General features: G+C 43.2%; 20 protein-coding genes. All 20 read right to left on the reverse strand.

What is annotated here, in order from left to right:
* Positions 1-78: 78 nt before the first annotated feature.
* The gene (gene rnjB, locus ACZ07B_RS07700; RefSeq protein WP_003231875.1) at positions 79-1,746 is read right to left on the reverse strand and encodes a ribonuclease J2; all 1,668 of its coding nucleotides are present in this window, start codon (positions 1,744-1,746) and stop codon (positions 79-81) included.
* A gap of 177 nt (positions 1,747-1,923) precedes the next feature.
* Positions 1,924-2,796, reverse strand: a complete 873-nt coding sequence (dapA, locus tag ACZ07B_RS07705) for a 4-hydroxy-tetrahydrodipicolinate synthase (protein WP_014476832.1) — start codon at positions 2,794-2,796, stop codon at positions 1,924-1,926.
* Positions 2,797-2,826: 30 nt separating this feature from the next.
* Positions 2,827-4,041, reverse strand: coding sequence for an aspartate kinase (gene dapG, locus ACZ07B_RS07710; protein WP_015483233.1), 1,215 nt, complete (start codon positions 4,039-4,041; stop codon positions 2,827-2,829).
* 91 nt (positions 4,042-4,132) lie between these two features.
* Positions 4,133-5,173: an aspartate-semialdehyde dehydrogenase gene (gene asd / locus ACZ07B_RS07715; RefSeq protein WP_003244674.1), complete on the reverse strand. Its 1,041-nt coding sequence runs from the start codon at positions 5,171-5,173 to the stop codon at positions 4,133-4,135.
* A 125-nt stretch (positions 5,174-5,298) separates the two neighbouring features.
* Entirely contained in the window at positions 5,299-5,901 is a 603-nt protein-coding gene (dpaB, locus tag ACZ07B_RS07720) for a dipicolinate synthase subunit B (RefSeq protein ID WP_003231884.1), read from the reverse strand.
* 2 nt (positions 5,902-5,903) lie between these two features.
* Positions 5,904-6,797 (reverse strand): dipicolinic acid synthetase subunit A, encoded by an 894-nt coding sequence (gene dpaA, locus ACZ07B_RS07725; protein WP_003231888.1) that lies wholly within the window; start codon positions 6,795-6,797, stop codon positions 5,904-5,906.
* Positions 6,798-6,982: 185 nt separating this feature from the next.
* Positions 6,983-7,240 (reverse strand): YlmC/YmxH family sporulation protein, encoded by a 258-nt coding sequence (locus ACZ07B_RS07730; RefSeq protein WP_003231890.1) that lies wholly within the window; start codon positions 7,238-7,240, stop codon positions 6,983-6,985.
* A gap of 77 nt (positions 7,241-7,317) precedes the next feature.
* Positions 7,318-8,547 (reverse strand): M16 family metallopeptidase, encoded by a 1,230-nt coding sequence (locus ACZ07B_RS07735; protein ID WP_003245717.1) that lies wholly within the window; start codon positions 8,545-8,547, stop codon positions 7,318-7,320.
* A 39-nt stretch (positions 8,548-8,586) separates the two neighbouring features.
* The gene (locus tag ACZ07B_RS07740; protein ID WP_464877082.1) at positions 8,587-9,546 is read right to left on the reverse strand and encodes a polysaccharide deacetylase family protein; all 960 of its coding nucleotides are present in this window, start codon (positions 9,544-9,546) and stop codon (positions 8,587-8,589) included.
* 116 nt (positions 9,547-9,662) lie between these two features.
* Positions 9,663-11,780 carry a polyribonucleotide nucleotidyltransferase gene (gene pnp, locus ACZ07B_RS07745; protein WP_003231897.1) on the reverse strand — a complete coding sequence of 706 codons (2,118 nt, stop codon included), beginning with the start codon at positions 11,778-11,780 and terminating at the stop codon, positions 9,663-9,665.
* 172 nt (positions 11,781-11,952) lie between these two features.
* On the reverse strand, positions 11,953-12,222 hold the full coding sequence (gene rpsO / locus ACZ07B_RS07750; RefSeq protein ID WP_003220957.1) for a 30S ribosomal protein S15: 270 nt from the start codon (positions 12,220-12,222) through the stop codon (positions 11,953-11,955).
* A 156-nt stretch (positions 12,223-12,378) separates the two neighbouring features.
* A complete protein-coding gene (gene ribF, locus ACZ07B_RS07755; RefSeq protein WP_014476827.1) occupies positions 12,379-13,329 on the reverse strand; it encodes a bifunctional riboflavin kinase/FAD synthetase in 951 nt (316 codons plus the stop codon).
* An 18-nt stretch (positions 13,330-13,347) separates the two neighbouring features.
* Positions 13,348-14,277: a tRNA pseudouridine(55) synthase TruB gene (gene truB, locus ACZ07B_RS07760; protein ID WP_464877083.1), complete on the reverse strand. Its 930-nt coding sequence runs from the start codon at positions 14,275-14,277 to the stop codon at positions 13,348-13,350.
* A 77-nt stretch (positions 14,278-14,354) separates the two neighbouring features.
* Positions 14,355-14,708: a 30S ribosome-binding factor RbfA gene (gene rbfA, locus ACZ07B_RS07765; protein WP_464877084.1), complete on the reverse strand. Its 354-nt coding sequence runs from the start codon at positions 14,706-14,708 to the stop codon at positions 14,355-14,357.
* A gap of 16 nt (positions 14,709-14,724) precedes the next feature.
* Entirely contained in the window at positions 14,725-15,003 is a 279-nt protein-coding gene (locus ACZ07B_RS07770) for a DUF503 domain-containing protein (protein WP_003231905.1), read from the reverse strand.
* Positions 15,000-17,147, reverse strand: a complete 2,148-nt coding sequence (infB, locus tag ACZ07B_RS07775; protein WP_024571391.1) for a translation initiation factor IF-2 — start codon at positions 17,145-17,147, stop codon at positions 15,000-15,002. The genes ACZ07B_RS07770 and infB overlap by 4 nt, the downstream gene beginning before the upstream one ends.
* A 19-nt stretch (positions 17,148-17,166) precedes the next feature.
* Entirely contained in the window at positions 17,167-17,469 is a 303-nt protein-coding gene (locus ACZ07B_RS07780) for a YlxQ family RNA-binding protein (RefSeq protein ID WP_003220946.1), read from the reverse strand.
* Position 17,470: 1 nt separating this feature from the next.
* Positions 17,471-17,746: a glucose-induced regulator RulR gene (rulR, locus tag ACZ07B_RS07785; RefSeq protein ID WP_009967250.1), complete on the reverse strand. Its 276-nt coding sequence runs from the start codon at positions 17,744-17,746 to the stop codon at positions 17,471-17,473.
* Positions 17,747-17,759: 13 nt separating this feature from the next.
* Positions 17,760-18,875 (reverse strand): transcription termination factor NusA, encoded by a 1,116-nt coding sequence (nusA, locus tag ACZ07B_RS07790; protein ID WP_003231912.1) that lies wholly within the window; start codon positions 18,873-18,875, stop codon positions 17,760-17,762.
* A 34-nt stretch (positions 18,876-18,909) separates the two neighbouring features.
* Positions 18,910-19,380, reverse strand: coding sequence for a ribosome maturation factor RimP (rimP, locus tag ACZ07B_RS07795; RefSeq protein WP_003231915.1), 471 nt, complete (start codon positions 19,378-19,380; stop codon positions 18,910-18,912).
* Positions 19,381-19,564: the final 184 nt, after the last annotated feature.

Consider the following 19,564-nt stretch of genomic DNA (forward strand, 5'->3'; position numbering starts at 1 on the left):
GAACAAAGATACTTCATTCAATCCCGGCTTGAAGGACAAAAAATAAAGACCGGAGCAGCTCCGGTCTTTAGTCAGTCATTATACTTCCATAATAATTGGGATGATCATCGGTTTACGTTTCGTTTTTTCATAAAGGAATTGGTTCAAAGCATCCCGCATTGCCTGCTTCAACGTTGACCATTCGACATTTGATGTTTCAGTCGCTTCTGTCACGATGGACCGTACAAGCTCAGTAGCCTGTACGATAAGACCTTCAGACTCTCTTACATAAACAAAGCCGCGAGTGATAATTTCTGGTCCTGATACAAGATGTTTCTTTTGTTTATCAAGTGTAATGACAACGATTAAAATTCCGTCCTGTGAAAGCAAGCGGCGGTCTCTCAATACGATATTGCCGATATCACCGACACCTAAACCATCAATTAAAATATTGCCGTAAGGAACTTTATCCCCAATTTTTACGTTTTGGCCGCGGAATTCAACGACGTCGCCTTTTTCAATTAAGAAGATGTCACTGCGCTTCATGCCGGTTTCTTCAGCGATTTTTGAATGAGCTTTTTGCATTCTGTATTCGCCGTTTACAGGAATCAAATATTTTGGTTTAAGCAGGTTGATCATCAGCTTTAACTCTTCTTGTGAGCCGTGGCCTGATACATGAACACGCTTTTGGGCAAAGATGACTTGTGCACCGGCTCTCGCAAGAAGATCTACTGTTTTAGAGTAAATGAGTTCCTGCCCGGGAATCGGAGTTGACGCAATGACCACCGTATCCCCTTCTTCAATGTTCAGCTGTTTGTGAGCTTTGTTTGCCATTCTTGTCAAAGCAGCTAATGGTTCACCTTGGCTTCCGGCTGTAATAATAGCCACTTCGCGCTTCGGATATTTTTTGACATCCTGTACAGAAATAAACAATTCATCATCTGCTTCAATGTATCCTAACTTTCTCGCCAGCTGCAGGACAGATTGAAGATTTTTTCCGGCTACGGCAATCTTTCTGCCATTTTGAGCCGCTGCATGAATGACTTGCTGAATCCGGTTAATATTGGATGCGAAAACAGCAATAATCACCCGGTTCTGTGAATTATACAGCGCATCCGAAATTTCTCCGCTGACAGCCGCTTCCGAAGGGGTGTAACCCGGCCGTTCCGCATTTGCACTGTCAGAAAGCAGAGCGAGCACGCCGCTATTGCCGATCTTGGCGATCTCGCCAATGTCGCACGTCTGATTAAGTGCAGGTGTTTGGTCAAATTTGAAGTCTCCCGTGCATACAATAGATCCAAGTGATGTTTTAAAGCTCACACCTACAGAATCAGGAATGCTGTGAATCGTTCTAAAGAACGATACTTTTGTTGATTCAAATGTAATGACAGATTTTGAGTGAATTTCTCTTAAATCAGTTTTTCGGTTATGTCCGTATTGTTTTAATTTCTCTCTTAACAGTGCAAGCGTCAGTTTTGTTCCGTACACTGGAACGGACAGCTTGTTTAATAAGTAAAAAACGCCGCCGATATTTTCATCGTGCCCGTGCGTTAAAAAGATTGCCTTGACGCGGTCAGCCCGTTCAATCAAATATGATATGTCAGGAATCACTACATCAATACCGAGCATTTCGTTTTCTGGATGCATAAGGCCGGCATCAACGACAAATATGTCTGAGTCAATTTCAATGACATAAAGGTTCTTCCCAATCTCTCCGACACCGCCAAGGGCGATAATTCTAACGTTTTCTGTATTTTTCTTTTTCAAAATCTATATCCTCCTAGTCTCATACCCGTCCATCATCACTTGTTCCTATTATAACTGAAAGTAAATTTAGAAAACAAGATAAAGCAGAAGGTTTAGGGAAAACCAATATGTAAAAGAAACGGTCAAACTCAGCTGAATGTGAGAATGACCGCGTTTGTTTCACTGTATGAAATTTTCTTACAGTTCGCTGATCGTGCTGCTTAAGCTCAGACGTTCATCCTCAGTTAACGGGACTAGAGGCAGACGCACAGAACCGACATCAAGACCTCTCAGCTGAAGCGCTGTTTTGACTGGAGCAGGATTAGGCGCTTTAAACAGTTCCTTCATAATCGGCAGCAGTTTCTGATGGATCAGTGCCGCATTAGCTGTTTGCCCATTCGTATAATTTTTGATCATTTGCTGCATATCAGAGCCTGCAATATGGCTCGCCACTGATACAACTCCTCTTCCTCCAACTGAAAGAATAGGAAGCGTCAAAGCGTCATCCCCTGAATAGACATAGAAGTCTTCCGGTGTTTCAGCAATAATTTTTGTAATCGCTTCTAGGTCTCCGCTTGCTTCTTTAATCGCAACCACATTCGGAATGTCCGCCGCCAAACGGATCGTCGTTTCAGGAGCAAGAGAAGCAACGGTACGGCCAGGAACATTATAGAGCATAACCGGAAGAGATGTCTCTGCCGCAATTGCTTTAAAATGCTGGTACATTCCTTCTTGAGAAGGTTTATTGTAATACGGGGTAACAAGCATAACAGCGTCCACGCCCGCTTCCTCAGCTTTTTTTGTCAGCTTAATGGAATCTTTCGTGTTGTTGCTTCCAGTACCAGCGATAACGGGCACCCGTCCGTTTACTTCTTTTACCGTATATTCAAAAAGCGCAATTTTTTCTTCAGTTGAAAGGGTCGGAGATTCTCCAGTTGTTCCCGCTACTACTAAAGAATCCGTTCCGTTTTTCAACAAGTAATCAATCAGTGTAGACAGTTTTTGAAAGTCTACGTTCCCTTTATTGTCAAAGGGTGTAATCATCGCTGTAGACACATTTCCGAAATTCATTTTATTCACCTCATCATGATTCAATCACATTTACTTCGAAAGTTCAAACACTTCATGCAAAGCGTTTACAGCAGGAACCATATCCGCTTCATGGACGAGCACCCATATCGTCGTATGGCTGTCAGCCGACTGAAGGATCGGAATTTCTTTTTCTGAAAGAGCCGATACAATTTTTGACGTAACACCGGGAACACCCATAATGCCCGCGCCGACCGCCGATACCTTCGCGCAGTTTCTCGTCACCATTGGATCATAGCCCATATCCATTAAAATACGCTGAGCTGTTTCTGTTTTATTTCCGGCTACCGTATAGACGATTTCACTAGGTGTAATGTTAAAGAAATCGACACTGATTCCAGCGTTTGCCATAGCCTTGAACACTTCAGTCTGAACGTTATACTGGCCGATTTTCGCAGGCACTTTGAACTGCGTGACATCTTTGACATGGGCGATTCCCGTAATCAGCCTTTCAAAAACATCACTGCCGACCTTGGAAGAGTGATGTGATGTCACCAATGTACCTTTATCATTCGAATAAGTCGAACGGACGCGGATCGGAACCTTGGCCTGCATTGCGATTTCCACAGCACGCGGATGAATGACCTTGGCCCCCTGATACGCCAGGTTGCAGATTTCTGTATACGTCACAACAGGAAGCGGTTTTGCATTTTCCACCACTCTTGGGTCAGCAGTCATCACGCCTTCTACATCGGTGAAAATATCGATGTATTCCGCATCAACAGCTGCTCCGAGTGCGGCTGCAGACGTATCGCTGCCCCCTCTGCCGATTGTTGTTGTATCACCCTTTTCAGTTGCGCCCTGGAAGCCTGCGACGACTACCGCATCATGATTGGCGAGCACACTGAATAAACGCTCCGGTTTCATTTCAATGATTTTTGCATTGGTATGCTGATCATTCGTTAAAAAGCCAGCCTGAGCCCCTGTCAGCGCAGCTGCTTTCACACCGTTATCAAGCAACATGCTTGTAAAGACGACAGAGGAAATAGTCTCTCCGCAAGATAAAAGCAAATCCTGTTCCCTAGGAGAAATCGCTGACTGATCGCCGTAAAGCAGCCCGAGCAAAGAATCTGTTGCATACGGGTCTCCTTTTCGGCCCATCGCTGAAACGACAACGACAACCTTATATCCTTCACTGATTGCTTCTTTAATATGCCCTAAAGCCAGTTTGCGGCCTTTATCATCTTTTACTGATGTTCCGCCGAACTTTTGAACAATTATCTTCACTGTTTTCACTCCAAATTATTCGGACGTAACAGAAGAGAGCAGGCTGATAGCGCCTTACTCTCTTCTATTCGTCTTTAGAAAATTCTCTCTTTTATACGAGGTTTAGTTTTTTCAGGCTTTCTGCAATTTGAACAGAGTTCCATGCCGCGCCTTTTAATAGGTTATCAGAAACAACCCATAAATGAAAACCGTTTGCTCTGTCCAAGTCTTTGCGGATGCGGCCTACAAACACATCGTTTTTGCCGACAGCATCAGCAGGCATCGGATAAAGCTGCTGGCTTGGATCATCCTGAAGTGTCACGCCCGGAGCTTCTTTCAATAGATTTTTAATATCTTCAACTGTAGCGTCATCACGGTCTATTTCGATGTAGACGGACTCTGAGTGCCCAGTTTGGATTGGCAGCCTCACACATGTAGCCGCTACTTGAAGGTCAGGCATGTGCATGATTTTTTTCGTTTCATTTATCATTTTCATTTCCTCAAACGTATAGCCGTTATCTTGGAATTTATCGATTTGCGGAATCGCGTTGAAGGCGATTTGATAGTGTTTTTTGTCACCTTTTACAGGCATGATCTCAGGCTCTATTTCTTCTTTATTTAAAATCGCCTGTGTTTGGCTGTAAAGCTCTTTTACAGCTTCATTACCCGCTCCTGATACTGCCTGGTAAGTTGATACGATGACCTTGTTTAAGCCATATGCTTTGCGGATCGGTTCAAGTGCCGCAACCATTTGGATTGTAGAGCAGTTTGGATTGGCAATAATGCCGTTGTGTTCATGCAAGTCTGCCTCATTCACTTCTGGCACAACAAGCGGTGTATTTTCGTCCATGCGGAACGCGCTCGTATTATCTATAACAATAGCGCCGCGTTTTACAGCTTCTGGTGCCAATGCTTGTGATACGCTTCCGCCGGCGCTGAACAAAGCAATATTTACCCCTTCAAAGCTCTCAGGAGAAGCTTCCTGAACAGTCAGCTCTTGGCCTTTAAACGTGACTTTTGTCCCCGCAGAGCGTTTTGAAGATAGCAATGTAAGTGTGTCCATTTCAAAGTTTCTGTCTTCAAGTGTTTTAAGCATTTGTTGTCCCACAGCCCCTGTCGCTCCGACAACAGCTACGTGTAAACCTCTTCCCATCTGTAAAACTCCTTCCGCCAATCAGCTTCATTGAATTGATTTGACTATGATTTTACGTTTTATTTTACCATAGAATATGCGGGTGATGACCGAATTTTTTAGTTTGGGAAAGATTTTCTGTAAATTTAGTCATTTCCCTGATAATTCTCAACTAGAATCGGCTGAAGCTGCTGGTGCATAAGTGCCTTTTCAATCGTTTGCGGAAGCAGATCCATTTTGGCTACCATTGAATTCGGTTTTTTAAATGGATCGTCTTGCCCGAATGGAATAAAAAAGATATTTTTTGTTGACATGAGCCTCATTAAATTTGTTCCGTTTAAACCGAGAGCATCATTTGTCGAGATACCCAGAACGACAGGCCGATTGTTTCGGATTGTCGCTTTTGCCGCCATCAGCACCGGGCTGTCCGTCATGGCATTTGCCAGCTTGCTCATTGAATTGCCTGTTAAAGGCGCAATGACCATGCAGTCAAGGGGCAGCTTCGGCCCAAGAGGTTCTGCCTTTACAATCGAATCAATGGCCTCATATCCAGTCAGGTCTTCAATTTTTTTAACCCATTCTGCGCCCTCTCCAAATCGGGTATTTGTGGATTTCACATTAAATGTGACTACCGGACGGACTTCAGCTCCTTCGTTGACCAACGCCTCAATTTGCGGGAAAACCGCTTCATATGTGCAATGTGACCCGGTCAGCCCAAACCCGATTCTTTTTCCTTTTAATGACGACATCCTTATTTCCCCTCCTCAGCTTGTATTTCAGCCAAAAGCTTGCTCAAGACGTTTGCAAGGATTTGCCCAGCTGTTTTAGGAGCGACAATCCCTGGAAGCCCGGGAGCAAGAAGTGCTTTAATCCCTTGTTTCTCGGCATATTTAAAATCCGTTCCCCCGGGACGTGAGGCCAGATCCAATATTAAGGTTTTTGGTGTCATGCTAGAAAGTACCGTTTGATTTAAAATCATACTCGGTATGGTATTAATGCAAATATCTATATCTTTTACATGCTCTTTCAACTCATCGGTATGAAAAGGAACGAGCCCCATTTCAGTGATACGTGCCAGATGCGCTGAACTTCTTGCCCCCACTTTTACATTCGCCCCGAGCGCGGCAAATGTACGGGCAATCGTCATCCCGGTGCGCCCCAGACCGAGAACGGCCACCTGTGATCCGTGTATCGTATAATCCGTGTGCTGAATAGCCAGCATGATCGTTCCTTCTACTGTCGGAATAGAGTTGTATATCGCAATGTCATCCCGCTCAAACAGCTTAACAAGTTTTCTTTTTGCCTGAGCTGCAATGTTTTCTAAATAGGCGTTAGAAATTCCTGAGAAAATGACACAATGTGCAGGCGTTCTGTCAAGATGGTCCTGTTTTAACACAACTTCTTCATTAGAAAATACAGTCGATACGACACCTTCTCCTGTTGTCGCGGATACTGGAAGAATGATGCTGTCTATTTGCTGAAAAGGAATTTCATCAATATTGCATTTTACTGCCCCGGTAAAACCGTGATCCAATTGGTCAAAACCGACAAGATAGATGTCAGCCTGCTGTTCAGTGAGCTTTCTTATAATTTCGAGCTGTCTTGCGTCACCGCCAATAACTGCAATTTTCAATCCGGTTAACATTCTAAACGTTCACCTTCTTTGTATATACTGGATCTCTAGTTGTTAAGCTCCCCTTCATCTTATGATCAAAAGGAAATACCGGTGAATATAAAAGATGCGCTTTTTCCATATAAAAAAACATCGGCTCCGGCAGCCGATGTTTCAGATGTTTTCTTTATTTCCCGCTTCACAGTCAATTGGACTATTTACTCTTGTCGGGGAGGCATTTCCTCAGGTACATCTAATATAATCATATCTGAACCGATCTTTTGAATATGATGCCATGGGACACGAATGTCATGACCTTGCTTTCTCAAACCAAACCACTTAACTGTGGGAATGAGGAGTGCTGTAATTTGTCCATCCTGTTCATTGATTTCCAAATCGGTCTGGCCGAGCACTCCGAGCCGTTCAGCTCTTTTGATGTCTACAATTTCCTTTCCCGATAATTCACTGAGCCGCATGTCTGTCACCCCCTTGTACTATGTATGATGAAAGGGATTAAAAAATGCCTGCTCCATTATGGAGCAGGCTTTCCATTTTAAGACGGCATATTGCCGGAAGGGCTGATAAGTGCTAATGCATAGTCTTCAGTAAACAATTGTCTGGCAAGGCCGTTAACACGCTCTAAGTTCACGGCGTTTAATTCATTGATGATTTCATCTAATGTTTTATGTTTGCCGAGCAGCAGTTCATTTTTTCCGTTTCGGCTCATTTTGCTGTTTGTGCTTTCTAAGCTCAGCATTAAGCTTCCCTTCATTTGCTCTTTGCTGTTTTCCAGTTCTTTCGAGGTAATGCCGTCACGTTTTAATGTGGCAAGGGTTTCTTGAATTGTTTCCGACAGCTGCTGAAGCTGATTTGCACCCGTTCCGCCGTAAATCGTTAGCATTCCGCTGTCCTCATATGAGCTGTGATAGCTGTAAACAGAATAAGCAAGTCCTTTATCTTCACGCACATCTTGGAACAGCCGGCTGCTCATGCTGCCTCCGAGCACATTGTTGAGGACGATTAAATCATAAATACGTTCATGGCCAACCTCTAAGCCTTTAAATCCAAGGCACAAATGAGCCTGCTCTGTTTCTTTTTTTCTCGTCAGTTTTTCCGTGTGGAACTCAGGCTTCTCAAGGCCTGTCGCTTTACCTTTCGCCTCGTATGACCCGAACCATTTTTCTACATCTTTGATAAAACTGTCAGATATATTGCCCGCTACCGAAATCACCACTCGGTCCGGCGTATAATAATCATGCATGTATTGTCTGAGAGAGTCACCGTTAAAGGAAGCAAGCGTTTCTTCCGTTCCTAAAATTGGGTAGCCTAAAGAATGATTGCCGTAAGTGGCCTTGCTCAGTAAATCATGTACAATGTCGTCCGGCGCATCTTCGTACATTTTAATTTCTTCATATACTACATTTTTCTCTTTTTTCAGCTCGTTTTCATCAAACGTTGAATGAAAGAACATATCTGCTAATACGTCCAGCGCGTAATTCGCATGCTCGTCAAGCACCTTTGCATAGTAGCAGGTATATTCCTTTGAAGTAAACGCATTGACCTGGCCGCCAATACGATCAAAAGATTCTGCTATCTCGCGTGCAGATTTTGTGCTCGTCCCTTTAAAGAACATGTGCTCTAAAAAGTGAGAAATTCCGTTTATCTCCGGCGTTTCATGTCTCGACCCTGTGCCGATCCATACGCCGATCGCAACAGAACGGACTGTCGGATTATTTTCCAACACAATTCTTACACCATTTTGACACGTATATCGTTTAATCAAATTTGTTCCTCCTATTCAAAGACAAGCTGCCTTCATCTGTTACTTCAATAGTCTTGTTTCATCCATTAGTTCAGTGACTGTTCCAAGCGCATATCCTTTGTCTTTTATCTTTGTAATCAGCGCTTCAAGACTTTCCGCCGTAGGGTCAGTCGGATGCATTAAAATCATGGCACCATTATGTATCTTGCTTAACACTCTCGTCTGAAGTACAGACGGAGCCGGCTTTTGCCAATCGATTGTATCAACTGTCCACATGACTGTTCCCATCTGTTTCTCAGCTGCAATGTCGATAACCGCTTTTCTGAAACTTCCGCTCGGCGGAGCGAACCACTTTGGCTTAACACCGATCGTTTGTTCTATTTGTTCATTAGTCTTGTCGAGCTGCTCGGAAATTCTTCCTGTAGTCAGTTTGCTCATATCCGGATGATTGTATGAATGATTTCCGATTTCATGTCCGTCTTTTGCAATCTTCTTAGCGAGCTGTTCATTTTTTCTCACCCAATTGCCTTCTAAAAAGAACGTAGCTTTAACCTGGTGCTTTTGCAGAATAGGGAGCATTTTTTCCAAATACTCATTTCCCCATGCCACATTGATTAAGAAAACAACCATCGGCTTGTCAGGATTTCCTTTATAAATAGGCTCAGGCTGAAGTGACTCAAGATGAACACTTGGTTTTACTTGGCTGTACACCAGGTCTTTTTCCCGAAACTCGCCATTCTTTTTCATTTTTTTATATGATTGTTCAATATTGACCTTTAATCCATTGTAGCCGGGAATGCTTTTCCACACTTTATCAATTCTTGCATTCTGGGGCTTAACTTCGTACTCCGGCGCTTTTTGAAGCAATTCTTCATATAACGGGTCTTTTGACGCCGTGACAGTCACCGTATCTTTTTTCATTGCCCCTATATAATCAAGTGCATGCGGATTTTCCATCATCTCAAATGAGACAAAAAAAAGAAATAAAAAAACGGCAAACGGTACAAATTTTTTGTACATGTTCTGTCCCCCCTCACCTCACATTATGAAGGAGAAGGACAAGGTAGAACCCGCCTGCTTTTGAAAAGCTTCAAAATAAAGAAGCCGGGTCTCCCAGGCTCCTTTTATGTTTTCATTTAAGATTGTTGTTCTTCTTTTTCTTTCTCTTCACGGAGCACCGCTTTGCGGGATAAATTCACTCGTCCTTGTTTATCAATTTCAGTGACTTTGACAAGAATCTCGTCTCCGATTTTTACAACATCTTCAACTTTCCCTACACGTTCAAGCGCAAGCTCTGAAATGTGCACCAAACCGTCTTTTCCGCTGAAAATTTCAACGAAAGCCCCGAATTTTTCAATCCGTTTCACTTTACCTAGGTAAAGTTGGCCGACTTCAACCTCTCTAACAAGGTCTTCGATGATTTTTTTCGCTTTTTGGTTGCCGCTTTCATCTGTAGAGGAAATAAAGATTGTGCCGTCCTGCTCAATATCAATTTTAACACCGGTTTCTTCGATGATCTTATTGATTTGTTTTCCGCTTGGTCCGATGACATCGCGGATTTTATCAGGATTAATGGTCATTGTTAAGATCTTAGGCGCATATCGAGAAAGCTCTTTTCTTGATTCGCTTAATGTTGCAAGCATGCTGTTGAGGATTTCCATTCTGCCCTTTTTCGCCTGCTGAAGCGCTTCTTCAAGAATCTCTCTGGAAAGGCCTTCAATTTTAATGTCCATTTGCAGGGCCGTTACGCCTTTTTCAGTTCCCGCTACTTTAAAGTCCATATCTCCGAGCGCGTCTTCCATGCCTTGGATGTCAGTCAAGACAGTGTAATGTTCGCCTGATTTGACAAGACCCATCGCAATACCAGCAACTGGCGCTTTAATCGGTACACCGGCATCCATCATTGCAAGTGTGCTTGCGCAAATGCTTGCTTGAGATGTAGAACCGTTTGATTCAAGCACTTCTGAAACAAGACGGACAGTATAAGGGAAGTCTTTTTCAGACGGAATAACTGGCTCAAGCGCACGCTCACCCAGTGCTCCGTGTCCGATTTCACGACGTCCCGGTCCGCGCATCGGTCCTGTTTCCCCAACGCTGAATTGCGGGAAGTTGTAATGATGCATAAACCGTTTCGACTCTTCGACACCTAAGCCGTCAAGGATTTGCACATCTCCCAGAGCACCTAGCGTACATACGCTGAGGGCCTGAGTTTGTCCCCTTGTAAATAGACCTGAACCGTGCGTTCTTGGCAAGAGGCCAACCTCTGAAGAGAGCGGGCGGATTTGATCGACACCGCGGCCGTCCGGTCTTACTTTCTCTTCAGTAATCAGGCGGCGAACTTCATTTTTCACCAGCTTGGATAAAATCTGCTTCACTTGCTTGATTGTGTCTTCATCATGTTCTTCATCCTCGAATTTTGCCACAACTGCGTTCTTCACTTCGTTAATGGCATCTTCACGGGCATGCTTTTCATGAACTTGGATGGCTTTCAGCAGATCCTCTTCTGCCAAAGCTTTTACTTTTTCATTAAGCTCTTCATCAATTTCAAAGAGCTTAATTTCAGATTTCTCTTTGCCGACTGCTGCAACAATTTCTTCTTGGAATGCAATCAGGCGTTTAATCTCTTCATGGCCGAACATAATGGCCTCAAGCATGATTTCCTCAGGAACTTCGTCCGCTCCCGCTTCTACCATGTTAATCGCATCTTTCGTGCCGGCAACGACAAGATTGATGTCGCTTTTTTCAAGCTGATCGACTGTCGGGTTAATGATAAATTGATCATCAATGCGTCCGACAGTAACCCCTGCAATCGGTCCTTCAAACGGAATATCCGATACAGAAAGTGCAAGAGATGAACCGAACATAGCAGCCATTTCTGAAGAGCAGTTTTGGTCAACACTCATGACAATGCTGATGACCTGAACTTCATTACGGAATCCATCGGCAAACAAAGGACGGATCGGACGGTCAATTAAACGGCTGGCAAGAACCGCTTTTTCACTTGGACGTCCTTCTCTTTTAATAAATCCGCCCGGAATTTTCCCTACCGCATATAATCTTTCTTCATAGTTTACAGTAAGAGGGAAGAAATCAAGCGGTTTAGGTTCTTTTGATGCGGTTGCTGTACTAAGTACTGCTGTATCACCGTAGCGGATCATCACAGCACCATTTGCCTGTTTGGCAAGCTGGCCGGTTTCAACAGTAAGCGTTCTTCCGGCCCAATCTATGGTAAAGACATGTTTTTCTTGTCCCATACAATTACGAACTCCTCTCTTCGTTGTGTGAAATAATCAATTACTCCTATTATGAACGAAATGAATTGAACATATCAATGTCAAAGTAGTATGTAAAAGGATTTCAATGATTTGTTATAAGAAATTTCGCTTTAATACGATAAAAAAGCGGGAATCCTCCCGCTTTTTACGATTATCGACGTAAGCCTAGTTTGTTAATTAACTCACGGTAACGAGTTACGTCTTTATTACGCAGATACGTAAGAAGATTACGACGCTTACCTACCATTTTAAGAAGACCGCGACGTGAGTGGTGGTCTTTCTTGTGAGTACGTAAATGCTCGTTCAAGTTGTTAATTGAGTCAGTTAGGATAGCGATCTGAACTTCTGGAGATCCAGTATCAGATTCGTGTGTTTTGAACTCATTGATGAGTTGGTTTTTACGCTCTTGAGTAATTGCCATCCTGTTTCACCTCCAAATCATATTTAGCCCCAGTTACCTAGCAACCGTCGGTGACTTCGGATTGCCAAGCAATGGTTTTAAGACTACGAAAACTATCATACTAAAAATCGCGCCTATATGCAAATATTTTAGAATAAAATTTGTGTGCGTTGCAAGTTATTTCCGCAAATTGCTGAAATAACGGATGGCTTCCTGCTTATCTTTCTCAATTTGCTCAGTTAATTCTTTGATGCCATTGAATTTCCGCTCGCTCCGAATCCGTTTATACCATTCGATTTTTATAGCGGCTCCATATACCTCCTGATCGAAATCAAACAGATTGACCTCGATGGAAGGCTGCTCAGGGCGCTTTTCATAAAACGTCGGCTTATAGCCAATATTGCAAACGCCATTGTAAACTTCGCCGTTCACTTCCGCTTTTACGGCATATACACCTGTGGGCGGAACGATATAGCTGTTATTTAAACCGACATTTGCTGTCGGAAACCCGATGGTCCGCCCTCTTTTATCACCATGAATGACAATTCCTTTAATAAAATAAGGCTGTCCAAGCAAGACATTCGCCAATTCAACATCTCCGTTTTGAAGTGCAGTACGGATATATGAAGAACTGATTTTTTTATCCTGCTCCGTTAATTTTTCTACCATTGTGCACCCAGCTTTTCCGTCTAAATCATCCGGCATGGTCTCCATTGTTCCCTTGCCGTATTTGCCGTACGTAAAGTCAAAGCCTGCCACTGCGTGCTGCACATTAAGGCCGATAATATACTGGTCTATAAACTGCTTAGGAGAAAGAGAAGCAAACACTTCATTAAATTTAACGACATACAGAACTTCTGTGCCTAATTGTTCAATTTGGTTTATTTTGTCTTCAAGAGGCGTAATCAGATCCTTTGGTTCCTTATCTCTGCCCAACACGTGAGAAGGATGGGGATGAAAGGTCATCACAGCCAATGTCAGACCTTTTTCTTCGGCTATTTGCTTCGCTGTGCCGATTACCTTTTGATGCCCGAGATGAACGCCGTCAAAATAACCTAACGCCATCACTGATTTTGCCTGCTCCTCTTTTATTAAATGATGAGGATGTGTAATATGTATCGTCTTCACAGAACGGTCACCTTTTTTCTATTGTTCGCTTTTTTGCATCAATACTTTTGCCGGCTTTAACAGCCCTTTTTTTGCAGGATGAGGGAAATAGATCGCCAAGCAGGTTCCGGATTCAGTAAAGACGGCAATACGGTCCTCACTTGTCATTTCAGAAAACTGCTCGGGCGTCTCAAGCAAAGCCCCATTTTCTACTTTCTTAGCTAATGTATCACTTATGATCCATTTCGGCAAATGATTGAGCGCACGTTCAATAGGAACTGTATGCTCTTCCACGGTTCCGGATTGGGCCTGTGCTTCGAGCTCATCAAAAGTAAAGCATTCGTCGAGAGAAAAATCTCCGGATGCCGTACGGATTAAATGAGACATATGAGCCGGATATCCGAGCTTTTCTCCGATCATGACCGCCAGCGTCCTTACATAGGTCCCTTTGGAGCAAGTCACTGTAAACCGGAAGCTTGCGGTTTCTCCATGATGTTTAATCTCTGTCGTCAGGGCAATGTCTTCAATGGTTATCATACGTTTCGGACGTTCTACTTCAATCCCTGCTCTTGCGTATTCGTATAATTTTTTGCCGTTTACTTTTACAGCGGAATACATGGGCGGAATTTGTTCTTGTTTCCCCTTTAAACTGTTTAAAACCTTTTCTACATCCGCTTTAGCAATGTCGTGATTGACAGGCTTTGTTTCCACCGTTTCTCCGGTTTGATCCTCTGTTGTGGTTGAAAAGCCAAGCGTTATTTCTGCATTATACGTTTTAGATTTTTCAGTTAAGTATTCGACTATTTTTGTCGCTCTTCCTACACAAATCGGAAGCACGCCTGACACTTCCGGATCGAGCGTTCCAGTATGTCCTACTTTTTTTGTTTTTAACAGCTTTCGGATCTTCATGACACAGTCGTGCGATGTCATGCCAACAGGTTTATGTAAAAGGAGAACTCCGTTAACCATTTGCCTTTCACTCCTTCTGTTTTTTTTCTTTTAAACGAAGAAAGAGGACAGACGATATACGCCTATCCTCTCATTTTTTATTCAGATGGTTTCTCTGAATGTAATTCGTGAATCAGTGTTTCGATCCGATTTCCGTAATCGATTGATTCATCGAACTCAAATTCAATTTCAGGCGTTTTTCGAAGTCTGATGCGGCTGCCGATTTCGGATCGGATAAATCCTTTCGCTTTTGCCAGCCCTTTCAGCGCTTCTTCCCGTTTTTTCTCGTCACCGAGAACCGAGATATACACCTTTGCAATTTGCAAATCACCTGATACACGTACATCCGTTACTGTCAGAAAACCAATTCTCGGGTCTTTCAGCCTGCGGCTGATAATATCACCGAGTTCTTTTTTCATTTGCTCGCCGACACGGTTTGCTCTCATACTCAATTCAATCACCTCTAAGTTAAAACCACTCTGTCCTAGTGATCGTCCGTTCAATTTCAGGAAAAGAATCGATAAACGCTAGGACGCGCTGCAGTTCTTTTTCTGTTTGAACGCGAGAGGAAGAAACAGCGGCGATTCCGAAGCTGGTTCTTTGCCAGGTGTCCTGATAGCCAATCTCCGAAATCGAAACATTGAACTTGTTTTGAACCCTGGTTAAAACCCGCTTCAGAACGGCACGCTTTTCTTTTAGCGATCCTGCATCATAAATGATGCATTCACACTCCGCAAATCCGATCACGTTCTTTCAATTTCTTGCATGACAAACGCTTCAAGGATGTCACCTTCACGAATGTCATTGTATTTCTTAATTGTAATACCACATTCATAGCCTTGTGAAACTTCTTTCACATCGTCTTTAAAGCGTTTCAGAACATCTACTTCGCCTTCAAAGATGACGACGCCGTCACGAATTAAACGGAGGCCGCTGTCGCGCGTAATGGTTCCTTCAGTAACATATCCGCCGGCAATTGTACCGATTTTAGATACTTTGAATGTTTGGCGTACTTCTACTTGACCAATTACTTTTTCTTCATATTCAGGATCAAGCATACCTTTCATGGCAGCTTCAATCTCGTCGATTACTTTGTAAATGATACGGTGAAGTCGAATATCTACATTTTCAGCTTCAGCCGTACTCTTAGCATTTCCGTCCGGTCTCACATTAAACCCAATAACAATTGCATTGGAAGCAGATGCCAAGATAATGTCAGATTCAGTAATCGCACCAACGCCTGTATGGATGATTTTCACTTTAACGCCTTCTACTTCAATTTTTTGAAGCGCAGCCGTTAAAGCTTCAGCAGATCCTTGAACGTCAGCTTTTACGATGAGGTTGATGTCTTTTACATCACCTTGCTTAATTTGCTCGAATAAATCATCAAGACTGAGCTTCGCTTTATCGCTGCGCTGCTCTTCAAGCTGTTTCGAAGCACGGGCTTCACCGACAGAACGAGCTGTTTTTTCATCCTTAAAGACAAGGAATTGGTCTCCCGCTTGAGGGACATCATTCAAACCGGTAATTTCAACCGGAGTTGATGGGCCGGCAGTTTTCACACGGCGGCCAATGTCGTTGACCATTGCACGGACACGGCCAAATGTATTGCCGACTACGATCGGATCACCGACATGCAGTGTTCCAGTTTGTACGAGCAACGTCGCAACTGACCCTCTGCCTTTATCGAGTTCAGCTTCAATAACCGTTCCTTTTGCCTGACGGTTCGGATTCGCTTTCAGTTCCTCTACCTCACTGACAAGCAAAATCATTTCAACGAGCTCATCAATGCCTTTTCCAGTTAAAGCAGAAAGCGGCACAAAAATGGTTTCTCCGCCCCAAGCTTCAGGGACAAGTCCGTATTCCGTCAGTTCTTGCATCACACGGTCAGGGTTTGCGGATTCTTTATCTATTTTATTCACAGCTACGATGATTGGAACCTCTGCTGCTTTTGCATGGTTAATCGCTTCAACTGTTTGCGGCATGACACCGTCATCGGCAGCTACGACAAGAATCGTAATATCAGTTACTTCTGCACCGCGTGCACGCATTGTTGTAAATGCGGCGTGGCCCGGTGTATCCAAGAACGTGATTTTCTTGCCGTTCTCTTCAATTTGATAAGCGCCGATATGCTGAGTGATTCCGCCTGCTTCTCCTTCAACAACCTTTGTTTTACGGATGCTGTCAAGAAGCGTTGTTTTCCCATGGTCAACGTGGCCCATGATTGTCACGACAGGAGGACGAATTTCAAGATCCTCTTCATTATCAGGCTCTTCGTATTTTTCCAGCTCTGTTTCTTCAAGCACAATGACCTCTTCTGTTTCAACACCATATTCTGATGCAATGAGTTCGATTGTGTCTTTATCAAGCTCTTGGTTAATGGTTGCCATTACGCCAAGAAGCATCAGCTTTTTAATGAGTTCTGAAGGCTCTTTGCCAAGCTCTTCAGCAAGTGCGCCAACTGTTAAAGTGCCAGAGAATGTAATTTTCTCAGGAAGCTCTTTTTTCGGCTTTACAGGCTTTTGCTGATGTTGGTTTTTATTGTTGTTGTTGCGTTTATTTTTTTTGTTGTTGTTATTCTTCTTGTTTTTGTTAAATTGATTATTCTGCACGTCATTCTTCTTTCCGTCTCGAATTTTATTTGGTTGATTTCCAGCTGATTGCTGATTAACCCCTTGTGGCTGTTTGTTTTTGTTCGTTTCTGCTGGCTTTTGAGATTTAGCAGCTGCGCCGCCTTTTTTATATTTGGCATCAAGCTTTTTAATGGCCTTTTCTTCAAGCATGGCCATGTGATTATTCACTTCTAAATCCATGTTCTTCAGTGCGGTCAAAATTTCCTTACTTGAAACATTTAACGCTTTTGCATATTCGTATACTCTCATTTTAGCCATTCGTTCACCCCCAAAAATATTAATCGAGCAAGCTGATCAGCTTATTCGCAAAACCTTGGTCAGTGACGGCGACAACGACACGGGCTTCTTTACCGATAGAGCGTCCAAGAACCGCGCGACTCTCGACTTTTTTATAAGGGACTTTATAATAATTGCACTTGTCAGTTACTTTTTTTGCTGTGTTAGATGATGCATCCTCTGTAAGCAGGACAAGCTTTGCACGCGCATTCCTGATTTCTTTTATTACCAAGTCTTCGCCTGACACGACCTTACGAGCTCGATTGGCCAGACCCAGCAAGGGAAACCATTCCATTCCAGACATTTTATTTTTTCACCTTTTCCGCCAGTTCCAGCAATTCATCGAAAATCTGGTCATCGATTTGTGATTGAAATTGATTTTGCAAAGTGTTTTTCTTTTTTGCTGCTAAGATGCACTCTTTATCCAGCGTTAAATAAGCACCCCGCCCATTCTTTTTTCCGGTCGGGTCTACTGAGATTTCGCCTTCTTTCGACCGTACAACTCGGATCAGTTCCTTTTTAGGCTTCATTTCACCAGTCACTACACATTTGCGTAATGGGATCTTTTTGTGTTTATTCACCTAAAGTCACCTCTTATTCATCCGATTCAGCAGTTTCAGGCTCCGTAAAGAGCGGCTCATCATCTTCTTCAAGTTCTCTCGGATAGATTCCAAGTTCTCTTGCGTCCGTTTCGCTCTTAATATCAATCTTCCAGCCTGTCAGTTTAGCAGCTAAGCGTGCGTTTTGTCCTCTTTTGCCAATTGCCAGAGACAGCTGGTAATCAGGAACAATAACAGTTGTCGCTTTTTCTTCTTCATTAACAATGACATCAAGCACTTTGGAAGGGCTGAGCGCATTCGCGACAAATTCTACAGGATCACTGGACCAGTTGACAATGTCAATTTTTTCACCTTTTAATTCATTGACGATTGCTTGCACACGCTGGCCTTTAGGCCCTACGCATGAACCGACAGGATCCACGTCAGGATCATCTGTACGAACAGAAATTTTTGAACGGTCGCCGGCTTCTCTGGCAACAGATTTTAGCTCGACAGTTCCATCATAAATTTCAGGCACTTCAATTTCAAACAAACGCTTTAACAGACCTGGATGTGTTCTTGACACATAAATCTGCGGGCCCTTCGTTGTTTTTTCTACTTTTGTGATATATACCTTAATGCGGTCATGGGGCTTGTAGCTTTCATTCGGCATTTGCTCATTAACCGGCAGCAAGGCTTCTATTTTGCCTAAAGACACGTAGATAAATTTATTGTCCAGACGCTGGACGATCCCTGTCATGATGTCTTCTTCACGGTCGATAAATTCAGAATAAATCACACCGCGCTCAGCTTCGCGCACACGCTGTGTGACGACCTGCTTTGCTGTTTGAGCAGCTATGCGCCCGAAATCCTTAGGTGTAACTTCGATTTCGACGACATCGCCGACCATATATTCCGGATGGATGCCCTGCGCCTCTTCAATTGAGATCTCTAATCTCTGGTCGTATACTTCGTCAACGACATCTTTTCTTGCAAATACACGGATGGAGCCAGTTTCACGGTTTAGATCCACCCGTACATTTTGCGCTTGATTAAAATTCCGCTTATAAGCAGAAATTAACGCAGCTTCGATTGCTTCGATGATAATTTCTTTACTGATGCCTTTTTCTTTTTCAAGAATCGTGAGAGCATCTAATAATTCACTGCTCATTTAACGGTCTCCCCCCTTAAAACATTTGTATTCATTAGAATGTAACAGCTAATCTTGCATTAGCTATCTTTTCATACGGAATATTGATCCGTTTCTTTCTTGTTTTGATCGTGATCTCAACTGTCACTGTTTGTCCATCAAATTCAGCCAGTTCACCTTCAAACACTTTTACGCCGTCAATAGGCTCATACGTCTTAATGTATACGTTTTTTCCTAGTGATTTTTCGAAATCGGCTTTTTTCTTTAGCGGACGCTCAGCTCCTGGAGATGAGACTTCAAGAAAGTAATTTTGGCTGATTGGGTCTGCCTCATCAAGCTTTTCGCTTAAAGCTTCGCTTACTTTGGCACATTCCTCAATATCCACACCGTCATCGGAATCAATAAACACGCGAAGGAACCAGCTTTGGCCCTCTTTGACAAATTCAATGTCAACGAGTTCCAGCTGAAGGCTGTCTACGATTGGCTGAGCCATTTCTTGAACGGTGTCAGTCACTTTTTTGCTCATGTTCTTCCTCCTTGTGCTGTCGATCTCATATTCGTCTCGTCACTCTGCATAAAAACCCTGCTTCAAAAGAGCAGGGGCTAAAAAGTAAACGATGAACATGTCGAGACAAAATTCTCCTGTTCAATACAAAAGAGCGGGTTTCCCCACTCTTTGCCTCGGTAATCGTTAGCATTTCCAATAAAAC

The sequence above is a fragment of the Bacillus sp. 9.4 genome (genome assembly GCF_055486415.1).

Coding starts and splice junctions, on each gene's coding strand:
- dapA (WP_014476832.1), bottom strand. CDS start 2,796: ATGAATTTCGGAAATGTGTCTACAGCGATGATTACACCCTTTGACAAT.
- asd (WP_003244674.1), bottom strand. CDS start 5,173: ATGGGAAGAGGTTTACACGTAGCTGTTGTCGGAGCGACAGGGGCTGTG.
- dpaB (WP_003231884.1), bottom strand. CDS start 5,901: ATGTCGTCATTAAAAGGAAAAAGAATCGGGTTTGGGCTGACCGGGTCA.
- dpaA (WP_003231888.1), bottom strand. CDS start 6,797: ATGTTAACCGGATTGAAAATTGCAGTTATTGGCGGTGACGCAAGACAG.
- ACZ07B_RS07730 (WP_003231890.1), bottom strand. CDS start 7,240: ATGCGGCTCAGTGAATTATCGGGAAAGGAAATTGTAGACATCAAAAGA.
- ACZ07B_RS07740 (WP_464877082.1), bottom strand. CDS start 9,546: ATGTACAAAAAATTTGTACCGTTTGCCGTTTTTTTATTTCTTTTTTTT.
- pnp (WP_003231897.1), bottom strand. CDS start 11,780: ATGGGACAAGAAAAACATGTCTTTACCATAGATTGGGCCGGAAGAACG.
- rpsO (WP_003220957.1), bottom strand. CDS start 12,222: ATGGCAATTACTCAAGAGCGTAAAAACCAACTCATCAATGAGTTCAAA.
- truB (WP_464877083.1), bottom strand. CDS start 14,277: ATGGTTAACGGAGTTCTCCTTTTACATAAACCTGTTGGCATGACATCG.
- infB (WP_024571391.1), bottom strand. CDS start 17,147: ATGGCTAAAATGAGAGTATACGAATATGCAAAAGCGTTAAATGTTTCA.
- ACZ07B_RS07780 (WP_003220946.1), bottom strand. CDS start 17,469: ATGTCTGGAATGGAATGGTTTCCCTTGCTGGGTCTGGCCAATCGAGCT.
- nusA (WP_003231912.1), bottom strand. CDS start 18,875: ATGAGCAGTGAATTATTAGATGCTCTCACGATTCTTGAAAAAGAAAAA.
- rimP (WP_003231915.1), bottom strand. CDS start 19,380: ATGAGCAAAAAAGTGACTGACACCGTTCAAGAAATGGCTCAGCCAATC.